This window comes from Phreatobacter aquaticus, from assembly GCF_005160265.1.
In the GTDB taxonomy this organism is placed as follows: domain Bacteria; phylum Pseudomonadota; class Alphaproteobacteria; order Rhizobiales; family Phreatobacteraceae; genus Phreatobacter; species Phreatobacter aquaticus.
Genome location: NZ_CP039865.1, coordinates 1,383,446 through 1,401,338, shown reverse-complemented (window position 1 = coordinate 1,401,338; position 17,893 = coordinate 1,383,446). Strand labels below are relative to the sequence as shown.

At 65.7% G+C, this 17,893-nt stretch carries 16 protein-coding genes; 9 read left to right on the top strand and 7 right to left on the bottom strand.

Annotation, left to right across the window (positions count from 1 at the left end):
• Window position 1: 1 nt before the first annotated feature.
• The 6 genes from E8L99_RS06525 to E8L99_RS06500 form a co-directional block, all read right to left on the bottom strand.
• A complete protein-coding gene (locus E8L99_RS06525) occupies window positions 2–1,483 on the bottom strand; it encodes an amidase (RefSeq protein ID WP_137098782.1) in 1,482 nt (493 codons plus the stop codon).
• 98 nt (window positions 1,484–1,581) lie between these two features.
• Window positions 1,582–3,111, bottom strand: coding sequence for an RNA polymerase factor sigma-54 (rpoN, locus tag E8L99_RS06520; RefSeq protein ID WP_137098781.1), 1,530 nt, complete (start codon window positions 3,109–3,111; stop codon window positions 1,582–1,584).
• 119 nt (window positions 3,112–3,230) lie between these two features.
• The gene (lptB, locus tag E8L99_RS06515) at window positions 3,231–4,124 is read right to left on the bottom strand and encodes an LPS export ABC transporter ATP-binding protein (RefSeq protein ID WP_252511280.1); all 894 of its coding nucleotides are present in this window, start codon (window positions 4,122–4,124) and stop codon (window positions 3,231–3,233) included.
• Between the two features lie 13 nt (window positions 4,125–4,137).
• The gene (locus E8L99_RS06510) at window positions 4,138–4,845 is read right to left on the bottom strand and encodes an LptA/OstA family protein (protein WP_168201589.1); all 708 of its coding nucleotides are present in this window, start codon (window positions 4,843–4,845) and stop codon (window positions 4,138–4,140) included.
• A gap of 16 nt (window positions 4,846–4,861) precedes the next feature.
• The gene (gene lptC, locus E8L99_RS06505; protein WP_137098779.1) at window positions 4,862–5,599 is read right to left on the bottom strand and encodes an LPS export ABC transporter periplasmic protein LptC; all 738 of its coding nucleotides are present in this window, start codon (window positions 5,597–5,599) and stop codon (window positions 4,862–4,864) included.
• 135 nt (window positions 5,600–5,734) lie between these two features.
• A complete protein-coding gene (locus tag E8L99_RS06500) occupies window positions 5,735–6,352 on the bottom strand; it encodes a ribonuclease D (RefSeq protein ID WP_137098778.1) in 618 nt (205 codons plus the stop codon).
• 174 nt (window positions 6,353–6,526) lie between these two features.
• On the opposite strand from E8L99_RS06500, the gene E8L99_RS06495 reads away from it, so the two are divergent.
• Window positions 6,527–6,970 (top strand): DUF2948 family protein, encoded by a 444-nt coding sequence (locus E8L99_RS06495; protein WP_137098777.1) that lies wholly within the window; start codon window positions 6,527–6,529, stop codon window positions 6,968–6,970.
• Here E8L99_RS06495 and E8L99_RS06490 read toward each other — a convergent pair.
• The gene (locus E8L99_RS06490; RefSeq protein WP_137098776.1) at window positions 6,967–7,860 is read right to left on the bottom strand and encodes a LysR family transcriptional regulator; all 894 of its coding nucleotides are present in this window, start codon (window positions 7,858–7,860) and stop codon (window positions 6,967–6,969) included. The genes E8L99_RS06495 and E8L99_RS06490 overlap by 4 nt on opposite strands.
• A 115-nt stretch (window positions 7,861–7,975) precedes the next feature.
• Between E8L99_RS06490 and E8L99_RS06485 the strand changes: the two genes are divergently transcribed.
• From E8L99_RS06485 to E8L99_RS06450, 8 genes are all read left to right on the top strand, one after another.
• Complete coding sequence (locus E8L99_RS06485) at window positions 7,976–8,782, top strand: putative hydro-lyase (RefSeq protein WP_137098775.1); 807 nt, start codon at window positions 7,976–7,978, stop codon at window positions 8,780–8,782.
• Between the two features lie 17 nt (window positions 8,783–8,799).
• Window positions 8,800–9,222, top strand: coding sequence for a cupin domain-containing protein (locus E8L99_RS06480; RefSeq protein ID WP_137098774.1), 423 nt, complete (start codon window positions 8,800–8,802; stop codon window positions 9,220–9,222).
• A gap of 18 nt (window positions 9,223–9,240) precedes the next feature.
• The gene (locus tag E8L99_RS06475; protein ID WP_137098773.1) at window positions 9,241–10,323 is read left to right on the top strand and encodes a TRAP transporter substrate-binding protein; all 1,083 of its coding nucleotides are present in this window, start codon (window positions 9,241–9,243) and stop codon (window positions 10,321–10,323) included.
• Between the two features lie 33 nt (window positions 10,324–10,356).
• Entirely contained in the window at window positions 10,357–11,007 is a 651-nt protein-coding gene (locus E8L99_RS06470) for a TRAP transporter small permease subunit (protein ID WP_137098772.1), read from the top strand.
• Entirely contained in the window at window positions 11,004–12,386 is a 1,383-nt protein-coding gene (locus tag E8L99_RS06465) for a TRAP transporter large permease (protein WP_252511279.1), read from the top strand. The genes E8L99_RS06470 and E8L99_RS06465 overlap by 4 nt, the downstream gene beginning before the upstream one ends.
• A gap of 268 nt (window positions 12,387–12,654) precedes the next feature.
• Window positions 12,655–14,814, top strand: a complete 2,160-nt coding sequence (locus E8L99_RS06460) for an FAD-dependent oxidoreductase (protein ID WP_137098771.1) — start codon at window positions 12,655–12,657, stop codon at window positions 14,812–14,814.
• A gap of 190 nt (window positions 14,815–15,004) precedes the next feature.
• Window positions 15,005–16,840 carry an ABC transporter ATP-binding protein gene (locus tag E8L99_RS06455; protein ID WP_137098770.1) on the top strand — a complete coding sequence of 612 codons (1,836 nt, stop codon included), beginning with the start codon at window positions 15,005–15,007 and terminating at the stop codon, window positions 16,838–16,840.
• Window positions 16,837–17,892 (top strand): MBL fold metallo-hydrolase, encoded by a 1,056-nt coding sequence (locus tag E8L99_RS06450; protein WP_137098769.1) that lies wholly within the window; start codon window positions 16,837–16,839, stop codon window positions 17,890–17,892. The genes E8L99_RS06455 and E8L99_RS06450 overlap by 4 nt, the downstream gene beginning before the upstream one ends.
• Window position 17,893 lies beyond the last annotated feature (1 nt).

Below are 17,893 nucleotides of genomic sequence, written 5' to 3'. Positions count from 1 at the left end.
GTCACGCAGCCAGCCGCGTGACGTGGTTTGAAGGCTTCTCGCCGCCATTCCACTTGCCGTCCAGCGCCCGCTCGACCTGAGCCGCCAGCTGCAGCAGCAGGCCGTCGCCGGCCTGGCGCGTCTGCGCCTGGATGCCCATGGGCAGGCCGTTTTCCTGCCGGCCGAACGGCATGGACAGGCCGGGAATGCCGGTGAGGTTGGAGAGCGGCGTATAGGCGAAGATCTGCCAGAGATTGGCGAACCAGTCGTGGACGGAGGGATTGTCGCTCACCGTCAGGTATTCGGTCGTGCCGATTTTCGGCGTCGGCTTGGCGATGGTGGGGGTGAGGATGATGTCCCAGTCCTCGAAGAAGGCGCCGAAGCCGCGCGATGTCGTGTTGAACGCCATCTGCATCCGCGTGCGCTCGGAATAGCTGGCGTTGATGCCGGCCTCCCAGAGGCGGATGTTGATCGGCTCCACCAGATCCTCCGGCGGCCTGGTGATCCCGCGCGGCTCCAGCAGCAGCGCGATCGTCTGGGCAAAGTTGGTGATGTAGCAGGTGGTTTGCGCCTGATAGGCGGCAGCGTAGTCGATGGCGGGCTTTGCCCAGTCAACGTGATGGCCGAGGCCTTCGAGGAAACGCCCGGCGCGCTCCAGTTCGGAAACGATGTGCGGGGTGGCGCGGTTGTCGCCCCATTCGTGCGACAGCGCGATGCGCAGGCGGCCGGGGTCACGCTTCACAAGCTCGGCATAGGGCTCCGGTGCGGTCCAGTAGGGCATGAACTCGCCTGGCGCGCCGCCACGGCACGCATCCACGAAGGCGGCGGTGTCGCGCACCGAGCGTGTCAGGCAGCCCTGCGAGGAGACGACGCTGGAAAGATCCGACCCGCCGGGTGCGATGGAGAACACGCCGCGGGAGGGCTTCAGGCCGATCAGGCCATTGACGCCTGCGGGAATGCGGATCGAGCCGCCGCCATCGGTGCCGTGGGAGATCGGGGTCGCGCCGGCAGCAACCATCGCCGCCGAACCGGCCGAGGAGCCGCAGGTGGTGTAGTCGAGGTTCCAGGGATTGCGGGTGGTGAACAAGGCCGGATTCTCGGCCGAGGAGCAGACGCCGAATTCAGGTGTGGTCGAGCGGCCGATGATGTTGAGGCCGGCGGAGCGGATCTTGGCCGTCAGGTGGCTGTCGGCCTGCGGCTTGTTGCCCTGCATCAGGAACGAGCCCATTTCCTGCAGCCGGCCCTTCAGGGTGGGACCGAGGTCCTTCATCAGATAGGGCACGCCGGCAAAGGTGCCGTCGGGGTTCATGCCGTCCTTCAGGGGATCGGCGATGACATCCTCGAAGAGCTCGACGACGGCATCGAGCGCCGGGTTCAGCCCGGCGACAGCCGCCTTGGTCTGGGCTGCAAGCTCGGCCGGACTGATCTCGCCGGCGCGGACACGGTCCGCCAGCGCGGTCGCGTCATGGGCGGCCCATTCGCTCCAGCTCATTGCCAATGTCATGCGATTCCAGCCCCCAATTCCGATTGATCACCGTGGTTCGGCGAAATCGCCGCCAAGGTCCAGAACGCAGGCCGCATGGCGGGAATGCGGTTTGGCTGTCAGCCGGCCATGGCCTGCTTCTCGCGCCGACGCTGGACCGAAGAAGGAATGCGCAGCGCCTCGCGATATTTGGCAACGGTACGCCGGGCAATGTCGATGCCGGAATCCTTCAGCTTGTCCATGATCGCGTCATCGGACAGCACGTCGTCCGGCGTCTCGGCATCGATCATCTGCTTGATGCGGAAGCGCACGGCTTCCGCCGAATGGCTCTCGCCACCGATCTCGGAGCTCGCGATCGACGAGGTGAAGAAGTACTTCATCTCGAAAATACCGCGGCTGGTGGCGATCGACTTGTTGGAGGTCACCCGCGACACGGTAGATTCGTGCATGCTGATGGCGTCAGCGATCGTCTTGAGGTTCAGCGGGCGGAGATACTGGACGCCCAGCGCGAAAAAGGCGTCCTGCTGGCGGACGATCTCGGTGGCCACTTTCAGGATGGTGCGGGCGCGCTGGTCGAGCGCGCGGGTGAGCCAGGTCGCCGTCTGCATGGCCTCGGCGAGGAAGGTCTTCTCGGTGTCCTTCTTCGCCGTCTTCGAGACCTTGGCGTAATAGCTCTGGTTGACCAGAACCTTGGGGAGCGTCTCGGTGTTCAGCTCCACCAGCCAGCCGCCATCCGGGCCGGCGCGCACCATGACATCGGGCACCAGGGGCTGGATCGGCGCGAAGCCGAAGGCGAGGCCGGGCTTGGGGTTGAGCCGGCGGATCTCGCCGACCATGTCGGCCAGATCCTCGTCGTCGACCTGGCAGAGACGCTTCAGCCCGGCGAAATCGCGCTTGGCCAGCATATCGAGATGGGCCACCAGCACGCGCATCGCGGGGTCGTAGCGGTCCTTTTCCTTGAGCTGGATGGCCAGGCATTCGGCAAGATTGCGGGCGGCCACGCCCGAGGGTTCGAAGCTCTGGATCACTTCCAGCACCGCCTCGACATCGGCGACTTCCGCGCCAAGACGCTCGGCGACATCCTCGACCGTGGTGGTGAGGTAGCCGGAATCATCGACGGAATCGATCAGCATCTGGCCGATCAGCCGGTCGCCCGGATGCTCGACCGCCAGAGCCAGCTGTTCCGACAGGTGGTCGACCAGCGACAGATCCGCGGAGAGGAAGGCTTCCAGATTGTAGTCATCGTCGTCGCGGCCGCCGGAGCCGACATTCGACCAGGACGAGGTCATCGGATCGGCCGCCGCGTCGGCGTGCTTCACCTCGGGTCCCTTGTCGTCGGGGAAGACGTTCTCCAGGTCGGTGCCGAGACGCTCCTCGATCTGGGTGCGGGTCTCGCCGATATCGCGGTTGAGCCAGTCGCCGGCCTGGGCATCGCCCTCGCCGATCGAGATGGTCTGGCCTTCCGGCTCGGCGGGCAGATCGGCCGCCGGTTCGGCTCGCTCCAGCAGCGGGTTCTTCTCAAGCTCGGCCTCGACATAGGCAACGAGGTCGAGATTGGACAGCTGCAGCAGCTTGATGGCCTGCATGAGCTGGGGCGTCATGACCAGAGACTGGCCGACGCGAAGCTCTAATCGTGCAGACAGGGCCATCGGGTTCCTTGCGCCGCGAGATGGACGACGCTCCGATGATTAGTCAGGAGCGCCGCGGTTAGCAAGGTTCATGCCATGCGACCGGTGACCATGAGGTTAAGCCGGCCCTTGCCCTGACGTCAAAGGCGGAATTCTTCACCGAGATAGAGGCGGCGGACATCCGGGTTGGCGACGATCTCGTCGGGCGTGCCTTCCATCAGCACCTGGCCGGAATGGATGATGTAGGCGCGATCGATCAGGCCCAGCGTCTCACGGACATTGTGGTCGGTGATCAGCACGCCGATGCCGCGCTCCTTGAGGTGGCGGACGAGGTTCTGGATGTCCCCGACGGCGATCGGATCGATGCCGGCGAAGGGCTCGTCGAGCAGCATGAAGGACGGCCGGGTCGCCAGCGCGCGGGCGATCTCGAGACGGCGGCGCTCACCGCCCGACAGCGCAATCGCCGGGCTCTTGCGCAGCCGGGTGATGTGAAACTCCTCCAGGAGCTCGTCGAGCTCGGCTTCGCGCTTCTTCTTGTCGGGCTCGGTGACCTCGAGCACGGCGCGGATATTGTCCTCGACATTGAGGCCGCGAAAGATCGAGGCCTCCTGCGGCAGGTAGCCGATGCCGAGCCGGGCGCGCCGGTACATGGGCAGCGCGGTGATGTCGTGGCCGTCGAGCTCGATGCGGCCCTTGTCGGCCTCCACGAGCCCGGTGATCATGTAGAAGACGGTGGTCTTGCCGGCGCCGTTCGGCCCCAGCAGGCCGACCGCCTCGCCACGCCGGACGTCGAGGCTGACGCCGCGCGCGACCGCGCGGCCCTTATAGCTCTTCCACACGCCATGGACGCCCAGCACGCCATGGCCGGAGCGCGGTTCGAGCTGGTCCTGCGCAACGGGGGCCGGCGGCGGCTCGTCGAGCGCCGCGACCTCCTCCGACATGACGCGAACCAGCCAATCGTCATCGACCACGGGACGCGCGGTGGCGGCCGGCTTGCGCCCGAACAGGGATGACATGCGCTCGAGGACGGACACCAGGCTTGTTTCCTCAGCCGCGCGGGCGGGCCGCGGGACGCGCAGGCCCCGCGCAGTCGGGATTGCTCGTGCCGGCGCCACCCGCCGCCTGGGGACCACCCGACAGGACGCCGGAGACGCGGCCACCCGTCGAGGCGCCACCGTCGAGGCGGACACGGTTGGCGGTCAGATCGGCCTGGAGACGGCTGCCCCTCAGCACGTTCTCGCACTGGGTGAGCACCACATTGCCCTCCATGATCGCCTCGTTGCGGCGGGCATCGAAGACACCGCGCTCGGCCGTGGCCGTCTGGTTCTTGGAGCGGACGATGACGCCGCCCTCCATCTCGAAGCGGCGGACGTTCTGCTGGCCGCCCGCGGCACCGGCCGGTGCGCCCTGGCGAGCGGTGGTGGTTGCGGGCCGCGCGGCGGGCGCTCCCGCGGCGGTACCACCCGGCGTGCCGCCGCCTTCATAGAAAATCACCAGGCGCGCCGCCTGAAGCGATGACTCACCCTGGCGGATGCGGACATTGCCCGACAGAACGGCCTTCTTGTCGTTGTCGAAGACCTCGGCCCGGTCGGCCTCGAAATTGATCGGCTCGTTGCGGTTCTGAGTGAAGCCGACGAACGGGCTGCCGGCCTGCTGGGCGCTCGCCGGCTGCGGCGCCAGAAGACCGGCAAGGCCGAGGGCGCAGGCGACAGCGGCCGGCAGAAGTCGGGGCGAAACAAGGCCGGCCAGCGTCATTGCAGTCTTCTCCAGGTCAGCGCGAGGTCGCATTGGGGGTCGCGGCAGGCGGTTGCGGCTCTTCGCCGGTGAGAGCCGGGTCCGGCGGTTCGGGCATGAAGTTACCGCGAACATTGCCTTCGAGCACGATGACTTTGCCGTTGTCGCGCATTTCCATCCGGTCGGCAGCCAGGTCGCCGCGTGGCGAGGACATCTCGACCGGACCGTTCGACTTGATCGTGCCGGCGCGGGTATCGACCAGCGCATGGCCGGCGCGGCCATTCTGGCCGTTCGACGTGGTGATCGATACGGTCTCGTTGAACTCGATCTGGCCGGTCTTGGTGTCGAGCTGGCCGGCCGGAGAGACGACGCGGGCCGTACCGCCACCCTCAAGCTCCATCTCGGCATCGATCGCCGACAGCGCCACCAGGTTGGACTGGGCGATATCGTGCTCGGCCCGGCTCGCGGCGACCCGGTAGAACCGGTTGTCGTTGGAATAGCCGGTGAGGCGCGGGGCCTCCATGGTCACCCGGGAGCCCGAGACCGACACTGCGCCGATGGCGACAGGCAGGTTGAGTGCTTTCAGCGGGTCCCACCAGCTGATGAACAGGACGCCGGAAAACAGCGCGACCGCGACGACGGGCACGATCACGCGCAGGCGGCGGACCCGGCGCGAATGCCGGAACGCTGTCCTGAACGCGTCCTCGCGCGGCGCGACGCCGAAGGCATCGCCCCGGGCTGCCAAGCCGATATCGTCGATCGGTCGTGCGGCCATCTGTCCTTCCTGATTCAAGCAAGAGCGGCCTTCCCGTCCGGGCAAGGCCGCAACCGCCAGCTTATCCTATTCTATGGCCCGAGCATGGCGGAGGATCAAAACCGCCTGCCGGGCGCTCACTGGCTCACAGTCGCGTTACGAATGGGCGAAGATGTCGGTCTCCGGCCAGCCGGCGAGATCAAGATCGGCGCGGGTCGGCAGGAAGCGGAAACAGGCCTCGGCAAGCTCGGTCCGGCTCTCGCGGGCCAGCATCATGTCGAGCTTTTCCTTCATGGCGTGGAGATAGAGCACGTCGGAGGCCGCGTATTCGAGCTGTGCCGGGGTGAGATGCTCGGCCGCCCAGTCTGAACTCTGCTGGGCCTTCGACATGTCGACGCCGAGAAGCTCGCGCGCCAGGTCCTTCAGGCCGTGGCGGTCAGTATAGGTGCGCACCAGCTTGGAGGCGATCTTGGTGCAATAGACCGGCGTCGTCGTGACGCCGAACGCATGTTTCATCACCGCCACGTCGAAGCGGGCGAAATGGAACAGCTTGATCACCTTGGGGTCGGCGAGCAGCCGGCAGAGATTCTCGGGCTTCGGCTGGCCGGCCCGGATCTGCACGACATCGGCGGTGCCGTCGCCCGGCGACAGCTGCACGACGCAGAGCCGGTCGCGCTGAGGGATCAGGCCCAGCGTCTCGGTGTCGATGGCGACCACGCCAACCTGATAATGATCGAGATTGGGCAGATCGCCCTGGTGGCTTCGGATGGTCATCGGACAGTTCCGCAATCGGCAGTCGAACAAGGTGGCGAGTGCTATAGGCCCGGCGGGGTTAAAATCCAACGATAGACCAATGCATGGGGGCCAGCACCTTGCCGGAGGGCATGGCCACCGCCATCTGGCATTCAAACCTCCGTTTCGCCGCACGGCGCCAGAAAGCCAGACCCCATGACCGATTCACCCATGACCGATTCGCCGCTCAAGCTCTTCGTGCTCGACACTGACGACCTCGCCATCGTCTCGACCCATCTGCAGGACGCGGTGGTCAAGGCCTCGGATCTCGCCTTTCTCGCCCGCGAAAAACGCTTCGCTTTCGTCTGCAACCGGTTCGACTGGACCGCAGCCGCCGTCGAGGGAGCCGCCCAGCGCCGCCGCACCGGCATGCGCTTCGAACGGGTGAGCGCGGTCAAGGCGCGCGGCGTGCCGAAGGGCAGCGACACCGTGCTGGACCTGCTGACGCTGCGCTTCGAACCGGGCGACGGACCGTCGGGCACGATCGAGCTGGTCTTTGCCGGTGATGCCGCGATCCGCCTGACCGTCGAATGCCTGGAAGGCGCCATGGACGATCTCGGCCCGATGTGGGCCTGCGAGCACCAGCCGGTCCACGGCTAACGCGCGACGGCCCCGCCTGCGACTTCAACCGCCAGATCGGCGACGGCTTCGACGGTCGCCGAGTCGGGCGTCATGCGCCAGGCCGCGACGAAATTGAGCTGTGGCAGCACCGCCGGCGAGGCAATCGGGCGCAACCGGCCGGCATGGATCTCGGTCTCGACGATGGCCGACGGGATGGCGGCAATGCCGAGCCCGTCCTCGGCCATCCGGAGAATGGTTGCGAGCGAGGCCGAGGCGTGGATGCGCACCGGCGGCAGGCCTGGACCCGAGAACAGCTCACGCACCGCCTGGTAGGGCCGGGTATTGCGCGAGAAGGTCAGGATCGGGTGGGCCGCAAGCACGCTGAGCGGGACCGGATCGTCGGGAAGTCCGAGGGCATCGCTGGCAAAGAAGCCGAGCGTGTAGGTGCAGAGCGGCCGCGAGGTGAACAGCGGCCCGGCCAGTGTGCCGAGCACGAAGGCCAGATCGATTTCCTGGGCGTTCAGCCGTTCGAACAGGTTGGGCGAGATGTCGACCTCGATTTCCAGAACCAGGGCCGGATAGGCCTTGGCCATCCGCTCGACGAAGCGTGACAACCAGGTGTGGACGATGGTCTCGGCCACGCCGAGGCGCAGCGTTCCCCGGATCGCCGAGCGGTCAGCAACGCTGTGCAGCATCTCGGCGCGCAGCTTCAGAAGCCGCTCGGCATAGTCGATCACCCGCCGTCCCACCTCGGTCGGCGCGATGGCCCGGCGCTCGCGCTCCAGAAGCCGCGTGCCGATCTCGGCTTCCAGCTGGGCAATGCGCTGCGACACCGCCGGCTGGGTGGTGTTCAGCTTGGCCGCAGCCCGGTGAAAGCTCTTCAGGGACGCCACCCAGACAAGGGTCTCGAGAGCTTTGAAATCTACCATGGGGGCCAAGCTCGATAAGAAAATTCTATCAAACTCGATCCAAACTTCGGATTGGACGCAATGCAAGCGGAATGATGCACTGTTCTCCCAAGGGCAAACATCCTTGGAGGCCGCCATGGCGCTGGCACAGCAGAAGAGCTTCGATCGGTTCGATCCCGTGGCGGTCCGCCACGCCGCCCGGCGCGGCGAGCTGACCGGCGACACGGCGGGGCTCGCACCGGGCCGGGTCCAGGGCAATCTGGCGATCCTGCCGAAGGACCTGGCCGACGATTTCCTGCGCTTCTGCGTGCTCAACCCCAAGCCCTGCCCGATCATCGGCATGTCGGAGCCGGGCAATCCCGCCATTCCGGCGCTCGGCATCGACCTCGACATCCGCACCGACATTCCGCGCTACCGTGTCTGGAAAGACGGCGTGATGGTGGATGACCCCACCGACATCCGCTCGGTCTGGCGCGACGACCTGGTCGCCTTCGTCATCGGCTGCTCCTATTCCTTCGAGGAGGCGCTGATCGCCGATGGCCTGCCGATCCGCCATATTGCCTGCGGCACGACCGTGCCGATGTGGCGGACCAACATCGCCTGCACGCCGGCCGGGCCCTTTGCCGGCCCGACGGTGGTGTCGATGCGGCCGATGAAGCCGGCCGATGCGATCCGCGCGATCCAGATCACCTCGCGCTTCCCCGCGGTCCACGGCGCGCCGCTGCATATCGGCCTGCCCGAAGCCATCGGCATCATGGACATCACCAAGCCGGATTATGGCCAGCCGGCCGAGGTAAAGCCGGACGAACTGCCGGTCTTCTGGGCCTGCGGTGTCACGCCCCAATCGGTGATCGCGGCCGCCAAGCCCCCCTTCGCCATCACCCACGCACCCGGCTCCATGCTGGTGACCGATCTGCTGAACAGCCGGGTCGCCTCGTTGTGACCGCCGCTTCCGCCCCGATGCCCCACCCCAGCTTCGGGGCGTTCGGCAAGCATCATCAGGAATTCTTCCAGGCGATGACCGCCGAAGGCTGGCAGCCGGTTCCAGGCTATGTCGGCGTCGAGGAGAAGATCCTGTCCGGCGCGCTCGATCCGGTCACTCGCACCGGCGCGCTCACCCGCCTGTCGCGCTGGGCTCCGGGTGCCGCCGTCACCCATCCGGTTTCGCATAGCTGGTGCGAGGAGGTGTTCATCATCTCCGGAACGCTGACGATTGGCACAACCGATGCTTCGGCTAATGGTGCCGGATCGGACCTTGCCGCCGGCACCTATGCGGTCCGCCCGGACGGCATAGCCCATGGCCCGTTCTTCAGCCGCGACGGCTGCCTGATGATCGAATTTTCCTATTTTCCGCCCTCTCTCCCCGCCGCCACTGTTGCCTGATTGCCAAGGAGCCATGCCATGACCTGCCTACGTTCCACTCTTGCCGCCGCAGCGCTGGTTAGCCTGAGCGGCGCCCTGCCGGCGCTCGCCCAGACCCTGCCGCCCGGCCCGCCGGTCGCAGTCCAGATCGTCACCCAGCCGGGTCCGGCCATGCCGCAGTTCACCCGGGTCGACGTGCCGCTGCTGCGTGAAGGCCTCGCCGCCAAGTCGGGCGGCCGCATCAATGTGACGCTGGCTTCCTGGCCGGAGCGCAACCTCAACGGCCCGGAGATCATTCGTCTGGTGCGCGCCGGACAGGTCGATATCGGCGCCGTTCCGCTGAACACGGTGGCCGGCGACGTGCCGCTGCTCGACGTGGTCGATCTCGCCGGCCTCAATCCGAGCCTCGATCAGGCCCGCCGCGTTGCAGCCGCCATGCTGCCCGAGGTCAACAAGGAGCTCGAGCGTTTCGGCGTGAAGATCCTCGCCATGTATCCGTTCGCGGCGCAGGAATTCTTCTGCCGTGGCGAGGTGAAGAGCCTGGCCGATCTGCGCGGCAAGCGCATCCGCACCGGTGGCGGCTCGTCCAATGACTTCGTCTCATCGATCGGCGGCCAGCCGACCGGCATCGGCTTCCCCGAGGTCTATGCGGCGCTGGAGCGCGGCGTGGTCGATTGCGCCATCACGGGCACGGGTTCGGGCAACAGCGCGCGCTGGTACGAAGTCACCCAGAGCCTCTATGCCCTGCCGCTGTTCTGGTCGGTCTCGGCCTATGTGGTGAACATCGCCTGGTGGAACCGGCTGGATCCCGCCGTGCGCACCATGATGGAGGCGACCCTGAAGGAGGTCGAGGAGGCCCAGTGGAAGCTTGGTCTCGAGCAGACCGAGGACGGCATTGCCTGCAATACCGGCAATCGCGAGGGCTGCAAGCTCGGCCGCGTGCCGGATGCACGCCCGATGAGCGTGTTCCGTCCGGTGCCTGCCGACACTGAAGTGATGCGCACGACGCTCCGCACCACGATCCTGCCGGCTTGGGTCAAGCGTTGTGGCGCGCGTTGCGGCGAGATCTACAACCGCGTCGTCGCCCCGATCACCGGCGTGCAGTTCACAGCCGCCAACTGACGCATCACGCCTCAAGACCCCCGGAGAGCCACCATGCTCACAACACTGATCAACGCGACGGCATTCGGCCGTCGCGGCGTGGCCGCCATCGGCACGGCGATGGGCTATATCGCCGGTTGGGGGTTCATCGCGATCTCGTGCCTGATCACGTTCGACGTGCTGGCACGCAAGTTCCTGGGGTTCTCGACCCAGGCGACGACGGAGCTGTCCGGCTATGCGCTGGCCTTCGGCATCGCCTGGGGCCTCTCCCACACTCTGACGATGCGCGCCCATGTGCGCATCGACATCCTGGTCAACAAGTTCCCCGACACGATCCGCTATTGGCTGCACCTGATGAGCCTGGGCTTCCTTGGGGTGTTCATGGGCTACCTCGCCTATGGCTCCTACATGCTGGTCGATGAATCGCTGCTGTTCGGCGCAACCGACATCTCCATCCTGCGCACCCCGCTCGCCATTCCCCAGGGCCTCTGGGCCTTCGGTATCTGCGTGATGATGCTGCTGATCGTGCTGATGTTCGTGGAGAACCTGCTGCTGATCCTCGCCGGCCGCGGCGCGGAATCCGAAGCCATGCTGCACACCCGCACCTATGCGGAAGAGGTCGCCGAGACGCTGGAAGCGGTCGGCATGGAACCCGCCGCCGAGTTCGCGGCCGCCACCGCCCCCGCCAAGGAGCCCCGCTCGTGATCGCCATCGTCTTCCTGCTGGTCCTTGCGGCAACGCTCGTCGGCCTCTCGCTCACCGGCGCGGTCACCGTTGCCTCCCATCTGATCGGCGAGATCCTGCTGCTGGTCGGCCTGTTCGCCGTGTTCTTCGGCATGGGCATCTATGTCGGCGCGGCCCTTGGCGTGCTCGGCCTGATCGTCGGCTATGCCTTTTCCGACGGCCGCGCCTTCTGGAATTTCCTCGGGCAGACGATCTGGAATCCGTCCTCGTCCTTCGTGCTGATCGCCGTTCCGCTGTTCCTGCTGATGGGCGAGATCCTCCTGCGCGCCGGCCTCTCCGACCGGCTCTACCGGACCCTGAATGTCTGGCTGTCGCGCGTTCCGGGCGGACTCCTGCACACCAACATCGCCTCCTCCGCCGTGTTCTCGGCGATCTCCGGCTCGTCGGTGGCCACCGCCGCCACCATGGGCTCGGTGGCGCTCCCCTTCTTCAAGGGCCGCGCCTATGACCCGAAAATGGTGCTGGGATCGCTCGCCGCAGGCGGCGCGCTCGGCAATCTCATTCCGCCAGGCATCACCTTCATCATCTACGGCCTGATCACCGAGACATCGGTCGGCGCGCTCTACAATGCCGCCGTCGGCCCGAGCATCCTGGTCGTGGTCCTGTTCACGCTGGTGATCCTCCTCAAGGCCAGGACCGCCGCACCGCGCGACCCCGATGCGCCGCGCTATTCGATGCGCGAGAAGATGATGAGCCTTGTCGACCTCGCGCCGACGGCCCTCCTCATCTTCATTGTACTCGGCACGATTTATGGCGGCCTTGCGACCCCGACGGAATCGGCGGCGCTGGGCGTCGTCGCCTCGATCGTGCTGGCGGGACTTGGCGGCAAGCTGTCCTGGAAGATGCTCAATGACAGCGCCGAGGCGACCGCCCGCAACACGGCGATGATCGGGCTCATCCTGTTCGGCGCCTATGTGCTGAACTTCGTCTTCACCAATCTCGGCGTGCCGCAGGCGCTGGCCAAGCTCGTCTCCGAGATGCCGCTGCCGCCCTGGGCGATCATGCTGATGATCATCGGCTTCTACCTGGCGCTCGGCACGTTCATGGAGGGCTTCTCCATGATCGTGACGACGATCCCCGTGATCTTCCCCGTCGTGGTGGCGCTCGGCTACGATCCGATCTGGTTCGGCGTCATCGTGACCATGCTGGTGGAGATCGCGCTGATCTCGCCACCGGACGGCACGGTCCTCTATGTGCTGCAGGGCATGCGCAAGGACGGCGGACCGATATCGGATGTGTTCTCCGGCGTCATGCCCTTCATGATCGTCTATATCGCCGCCATCGGCATCCTGATGTACTGGCCAGGCATCGCGCTCTGGCTGCCCTCGGTGCTGAAATAGGAAGACCCCGTCCGCGCCATAGGATCGAAAAGCGATGCCGTGCCAATCGGTTCACCGAGCGTTCAGGCGCCGGTAGGCACGAAATAGTCCTCGCATTTTCCGAGGTGGCGGTGCGGGCTGACGGGGGGTAACCGTTTCGCCGGATTTTGGCGAACGTCCCTTTATTCTCCGACATGTCCCGGCTATAGCCACATCGGAACTTAACCCTATGGCAGCCGGGCCCTCCGCATGAGACGGGGAGCTTCGGCATGAAGACGAAAGACCGATAATGACTCGTGTCGCGATCGTCGGTGGCGGGCCGGGCGGCCTGTTCACCAACTACCTGCTCGACCGGTTCTGCGACGGCCTGTTTCAGGCGACCATTTTCGAAGCGTCCGGCCGTCTCGGCGGCAAGATCGTCACCGACACGTTCGAGAAGGGCAATACGCTGTTCGAGCGCGGCGTCGCCGAATATTACGACTACTCGCATTTCGGGCCCGACCCGCTGAAGCGCATCATCACCGAGGTGATGGAGCTGGACGTCGTGCCGATGGACGGCAAGGGCGTGATCATCGGCGACGCGATCCTCAACACCAAGCGCGACATCAAGAAGCATTTCGGCGAGGCGACGGTGAAGGCGATCGACGCCTTCCACGCCAAGTGCCATGAGCTCTGCTCGCCCGACGAGTATTACGAGGGCTATTCGGGCGACGACAACAAGCACCCCTGGGCTGGAAAGTCCTTCCGCGAGGTGCTGGACGAGATCCCCGACGAGGCTGCCCGCAAATATATCGAGGTGGCCGCGCGCTCCGATGTCGCGACCGAATCCCAGCTGACCAACGCGCTGAACGGCCTGAAGAACGTCCTGATGGACGATCCGAAGTACCTCCGGCTCTATTCGATCGCCGGCGGCAACGAGAAGCTGATCGAGGGCCTGGCCGAGCGCGTCTCGGGCAAGGTCATGCTCAATTCGCGGGTCGCCAAGATCGCCCGCAACGAGGGCGGCACCTACAATCTGACGGTGCGCCGCAAGGGCAAGAACGAGGTCCACGAGTTCGACCATGTCGTGGTCGCCGTGCCGAATTACTGGGTCAGCCAGATCGAGTTCGAGGGCCGCGCGGCCCGCGAGGCGATCCAGAAGCACCAGGCCCGCTACGACAATGCCGCGCATTACCTGCGCGTCACCGTGCTGTTCAAAAAGCCGTTCTGGAACGAGCATTTCCAGGGCAGCTACATCATGAGCGACGCCTTCGGCGGCTGCTGCATCTATGACGAGACGGCGCGGCATCCCTCCAAGCACGGTGTGCTCGGCTGGCTGATCCCGGCGAGCCAGGCCATGGCCTTGTCCAATCTCGACGACGAGACGCTGACCCAGCTCGCACTGGATTCGCTGCCCTCCGACCTCATCGGACCGGCGAAGAAGCAGTTCGTCGAGGCCAAGGTCCAGCGCTGGATCGGCACGATCTCGGGCCTGCCGGGCGGCAATCCCGCGCCGGAACTGCGCGAGCGCCACCAGCCGGACGCCAAGGTTCTGCCGAACCTCTATCTGGTCGGCGACTACCTGTTCGATTCGACCGTCAACGGCGCCTATGACTCGGCGAATTTCGTCGTCGACATGCTGATGGGCAAGCTGCGCGGCGCGGCCTATGCCGGCGCTCGCAAGAAGGCGGATCTCGAGAAGCAGAAGGGCGTGGTCGAGGAGGGCTTCGTCGAATCGACGCTCACCGACGACTATCACGACGAATATGCCGTCGGCCTCTCCTACGAGGAGAGCTTCCGCGAGTATTTCGACGAGCAGTACAATGCCGACCTCTACGAGTGCATCTTCGGTATCAAGGCGCCCTACAAGCTCCTCGATGTCGGCTCGGCCTCGGGCCTGACGCTGAAGTGCTTCGCCGATATCGGCATCGACGCCTGGGGCATCGAGAACTCGCGCCACGTCCATGCCCAGACGCCCCCGGAATGGCTGCATCGCAACCTGCTCGGTGACGTCACCAACCTGCCGTTCGAGGACAATTCCTTCGACGTCATCTACGACACCTGCCTCTGCTACGTGCCGGAAGAGCTGATCGACAAGGCGATCCAGGAACTCTACCGCGTCACCCGCATCGGCATCTTCTTCGGCGGCATCACCGCCGACATGACCCGCGAAGTGATCGAGTATCACGACGTGTTCGACGGCGTGCTGACGCTGGAGAGCACTTGGCAATGGTCGGAGCGCTTCCAGCGCCACGGCTGGCGCCCGGCCGTCCATGACCAGAAGATCCTGAAGAAGGCCTGGAAGATCGAGTGCGACGCCAATGAGGGCGATTTCCCGTGGTATCCGGACATGGAGACCATGCGCTATTGCTTCTACGCCAAGCCCGACGCCCAGAAGTGGATCGACAAGCTGATGGCCGGCCGCCAGAAGGGCCCGACCAGCAAGGTCAAGAAGCCCATCGCCGGCTAAGACCTCTTGCCGCAATCTCCGCTGAAATGGCCGGATAAGTCCGGCCATTTCGTTATTCCGAGCCGCCCTAGGCCGCCGGGGGTTGACGGAGCCCCCGTTCCGGCATGTCTTGCCTGACCAAGCCAAGCCTTGCTGACCAAGACAAGCCTTGCCTGACCAAGCCTTGCCCGATCGGATCGCCCGCGAACCCATGAGCAAAGAAGCGCCCGTAGACGAGTACCTCGACGACGAGGAAGAGGCGGAAGACGTCAGTGCTGCCGACGTCAAGGCGCTGATCGCTTTCGTCCTGCCGTTCTGCAAGCCCTACAAGGGCTTCTTCGCGATCCTGATGCTGCTGGTGCTGACGGAAGCCGCCCTCAACTTCTCGTTTCCCCTGGTCACCCAATATCTGATCGACGAAGGCCTGATAAAAAAGGAATGGGAAGCGCTGGTCCGCTCCATCGCCTTCATGGGGATCGCGGCGATCACCGTGTCGATGGTCGCGCTGGTTGCCGACTACATGTACACGCGGGTGTTCTCGTCCGTCGTGAAGGACATCCGCCAGCACCTGTTCGACCATGTGCAGTCGATGTCCATGCCGTTCTTCCACACCACGCCGACGGGGACCGTGCTGTCGCGCTTCTCGGGCGATCTGGTGGCGGTGGAGACAGGCCTCGTCGGCATCGTGCCGCTGTTCATCATGCCCTTCCTGGAGGTGATCTACGCCACCATCCTGATGTTCATGTTCGACATCTGGCTCGGGCTGATTGGTGCATTGATCTTCCCGCTGATCCTGTGGTGGCCGCGCATCTTCGCCCGCAAGGCGTTCAACCATGCCTATGAGAAACGCCAGACCGAGGGCCATCTGCTCGGCGCCGTGCAGGAGAATGTCGCGGCGCAGCCGGTGATCAAGGCCTTCGGCATGGCCGACCGCGCCCGCCATGCCTTCTCGCTGGTCAATGGCACCTGGTTCGGCATTGCCCGGCGGACCAATTTCGCCAGCGCCCTGGTCGAGCGCACGGCGCAGACCGGTCTCTATGTCGTCCACATCATCGTCTTCGCGCTCGGCTCCTACTGGGCGTTCACCGACCGGATCACGGTCGGCACGATCATCGCGTTCGAGGGCGTGTTCCTGTCGATGGGTTATGCGCTGACCAACGTCACGCAATATGTGCCGACGCTGGCCCAGGCCGCCGGCTCGATCCACCATCTCAACGACATGCTGCAGGTCAAGCCGACCATGGTCGATCCGCCGGATGCCAAGGAGCTGCAGCCCTTCGCGCGCGAAATCACGTTCGAGAACGTCGCCTTCAACTATCCCGGCTCCAGCTTCCGCACGGAGGGCCTGTCGGTCACCGTGCCCAAGGGCTCGTTCCTCGGAATTGTCGGACCGTCGGGCTCGGGCAAGAGCACGTTCCTCAATCTGCTGATGCGCTTCTACGATCCGGGCGAGGGCCGCGTCGCCATCGACGGCGTCGACATCCGCTCCGTCAGCCAGGCCTCGCTGCGCGAGCAGATGGCGGTCGTGTTCCAGGAAAGCTTCCTGTTCAACACCACCATCGCCGAGAACATCCGCATGGCCTATCCGCAGGCGACGATGGAGGAGATCCACGACGCCGCCCGCCAGGCCGAGGTGCATGACTTCATCATGGAGCTGCCCGAAGGCTATGACACGATGGTGGGCGAGCGCGGCGGCCAGCTCTCCGGCGGCCAACGCCAGCGTGTGGCGATCGCCCGCGCGCTCGTGCGCAATCCGGCCGTCCTAGTGCTGGACGAGGCGACCAGCGCGCTCGATGCGGCAACCGAGCACAAGCTCAACGAGACCCTGTCGAAGATCGCCGAGACCCGGACCGTCGTCAGCGTCACCCACCGGCTCGGCAGCGTGGTCACCGCCGACCGGATCATCGTGCTCGACCACGGCCATATCGTGGAGACAGGCACGCATTCCGCGCTGGTCGCCCAGGGCGGCCTCTATGCCAATATGTGGTCGCGCCAACGCCAGAGCCGCCGCCCCGAGGCCGAGGCTGAGGCAGACGAGGACGAATGAGCCAGGATCAGGTCGTCCGGTCGCCAAGGCCGGAAAGCAATCTCGACTTCACCAGCGTCGCGACGCCAGCAGCCGGTGAAGTGGTCGAGATCACCGAAGGCCTGCATTGGGCGCGTATGCCGCTGCCCTTCGTGCTGAACCACGTCAATGTCTGGTTCCTGCCCGAAACGGCTGGCTGGACCGCGGTGGATGCCGGCGTCGAATCCCCTGACATGCGCGCCCTGTGGCAGCGCCTTGTGAAGGGCCCGCTCGGCCGTCCCCTGGTGAAGCTCGTCGCCACCCACGGTCACACCGACCATATCGGCCTTGCCGGCCATCTGGTCGACCGGTTCGACATGCCCTTTGCCTCCACGCTGGTGGAATGGCTCTCGGCGAAGCTGCGCTATGCCGACCAGCAGCAGCCGCACCGGCCGCATGTGCAGCGCTTCCTCGCCCAGAACGGCTGCCATCCCGACCTGATCAAGCGGCTGGCCGATGATCGCGCGATGTTTGCCAAGGCACTCGGCCCCCAGCCGAGCGAAATCGAGCGGCTGATCGACGGACGCACGCTGCGCATGGGCGGGCGCGACTGGCAGGTGATGACCGCCGGCGGCCATGCCGAGGAGCACGCCTCGTTCTATTCGGCAGAGAGCCGCGTGCTGATCGCCGGCGACCAGATCCTCTCGCATATCACGCCGGTGATCGGCATCTTCCCGGGCGAGCCGAAGGCCGATCCGCTGGGCGACTATCTCGTGTCTCTGGAGCGCTTTCGGACGCTGCCCGAGGATACGCTGGTCCTGCCCTCGCACGGCACGCCGTTCCGCGGCCTCCACCGCCGTCTCGACGCCTTGCGCGACCATCACGCAGGACGCCTCGACATGTTGCGCGCGGGCGTCGACCGGCCGATGTCCGGCTACGAGGCGGCCCATGTGCTGTTCCCGCGCGCCATGGCGGCGGGCCACGCCTTTCTCGCAGTGGCCGAGACACTGGCCCATCTGCGCCGGCTGGAGGTGGACGGGTCGTTCGTCTCGATCGACGGCCGCGACGGCGTGCGCCGTTTCGCGCAGGGTTGAT

Bases quoted from the DNA above. Each gene is read 5' to 3' on its own strand.
- E8L99_RS06480 (WP_137098774.1), top strand. From the start codon at position 8,800: ATGCCCCACCCCAGCTTCGGGGCGTTCGGCAAGCATCATCAGGAATTC.
- E8L99_RS06485 (WP_137098775.1), top strand. From the start codon at position 7,976: ATGGCGCTGGCACAGCAGAAGAGCTTCGATCGGTTCGATCCCGTGGCG.
- E8L99_RS06495 (WP_137098777.1), top strand. From the start codon at position 6,527: ATGACCGATTCACCCATGACCGATTCGCCGCTCAAGCTCTTCGTGCTC.
- rpoN (WP_137098781.1), bottom strand. From the start codon at position 3,111: ATGGCCCTGTCTGCACGATTAGAGCTTCGCGTCGGCCAGTCTCTGGTC.
- E8L99_RS06525 (WP_137098782.1), bottom strand. From the start codon at position 1,483: ATGACATTGGCAATGAGCTGGAGCGAATGGGCCGCCCATGACGCGACC.
- E8L99_RS06500 (WP_137098778.1), bottom strand. From the start codon at position 6,352: ATGACCATCCGAAGCCACCAGGGCGATCTGCCCAATCTCGATCATTAT.
- E8L99_RS06490 (WP_137098776.1), bottom strand. From the start codon at position 7,860: ATGGTAGATTTCAAAGCTCTCGAGACCCTTGTCTGGGTGGCGTCCCTG.
- E8L99_RS06455 (WP_137098770.1), top strand. From the start codon at position 15,005: ATGAGCAAAGAAGCGCCCGTAGACGAGTACCTCGACGACGAGGAAGAG.
- lptC (WP_137098779.1), bottom strand. From the start codon at position 5,599: ATGGCCGCACGACCGATCGACGATATCGGCTTGGCAGCCCGGGGCGAT.
- E8L99_RS06450 (WP_137098769.1), top strand. From the start codon at position 16,837: ATGAGCCAGGATCAGGTCGTCCGGTCGCCAAGGCCGGAAAGCAATCTC.
- E8L99_RS06460 (WP_137098771.1), top strand. From the start codon at position 12,655: ATGACTCGTGTCGCGATCGTCGGTGGCGGGCCGGGCGGCCTGTTCACC.
- E8L99_RS06475 (WP_137098773.1), top strand. From the start codon at position 9,241: ATGACCTGCCTACGTTCCACTCTTGCCGCCGCAGCGCTGGTTAGCCTG.
- E8L99_RS06510 (WP_168201589.1), bottom strand. From the start codon at position 4,845: ATGACGCTGGCCGGCCTTGTTTCGCCCCGACTTCTGCCGGCCGCTGTC.
- E8L99_RS06470 (WP_137098772.1), top strand. From the start codon at position 10,357: ATGCTCACAACACTGATCAACGCGACGGCATTCGGCCGTCGCGGCGTG.